Below are 587 nucleotides of genomic sequence, written 5' to 3' on the forward strand. Positions count from 1 at the left end.
ACCGTGGAACAGGTCGTCAAACCGGACTGATTGGCCCCCGAAGGGGCTGCTCCGTCTTGCTACTCCACGCGCGTGATCGACACTGGTTTAAAGCCCAAATCTGCGGCCTTGCCCTTGCGCGCGCGCGCGGCCCGTGCGTTATTGAGGCTGCGAATTTCCAGGGTTTCCTCGCGTGGCTTGCCGCCACGGCCGATGCCTTCAATCTTCACGCTGCGCGTATAAGCGGCAGCACCTGCCAGGGCGTCTTTGTCTTCCAGGTCGATCAACATCAGCCCACGACCGCCATTGCTCATGGCCTTGAGGTCACGGATTTCAAAGGTCAAAATGCGCCCCCCGGTGGAGGCGCAGGCCACATGGGTGGCGGGCACCAAAGGCAGGGCGCCGGAGCTGCCGGCAACCGGCGACGGTCGGCACAAGACTTCACCGGGGTTGCAGGTGACGAATGCTTTGCCGGCCTTGAGCCTGGACGTCATGTTCTCCACCGTGGCGATAAAGCCGTAGCCGCCCGAGCTGCTGAGCAAAAGGCTCGCGCTGGCAGGGCCGGCAAAGTAGTACGACAACTGCGTGCCACTCTCCAGCTCCAGCAA

At 62.9% G+C, this 587-nt stretch carries 1 protein-coding gene; it reads right to left on the reverse strand.

Annotation, left to right across the window (positions count from 1 at the left end; genetic code table 11):
* Positions 1–59 precede the first annotated feature (59 nt).
* Positions 60–587 (reverse strand): DNA gyrase C-terminal beta-propeller domain-containing protein (locus B3V69_RS11165; RefSeq protein ID WP_296446542.1); only part of this gene is annotated, 528 nt, incomplete at its 5' end.

The sequence above is a fragment of the Rhodoferax sp. UBA5149 genome (assembly GCF_002413825.1).
Taxonomy (GTDB): domain Bacteria; phylum Pseudomonadota; class Gammaproteobacteria; order Burkholderiales; family Burkholderiaceae_C; genus Rhodoferax.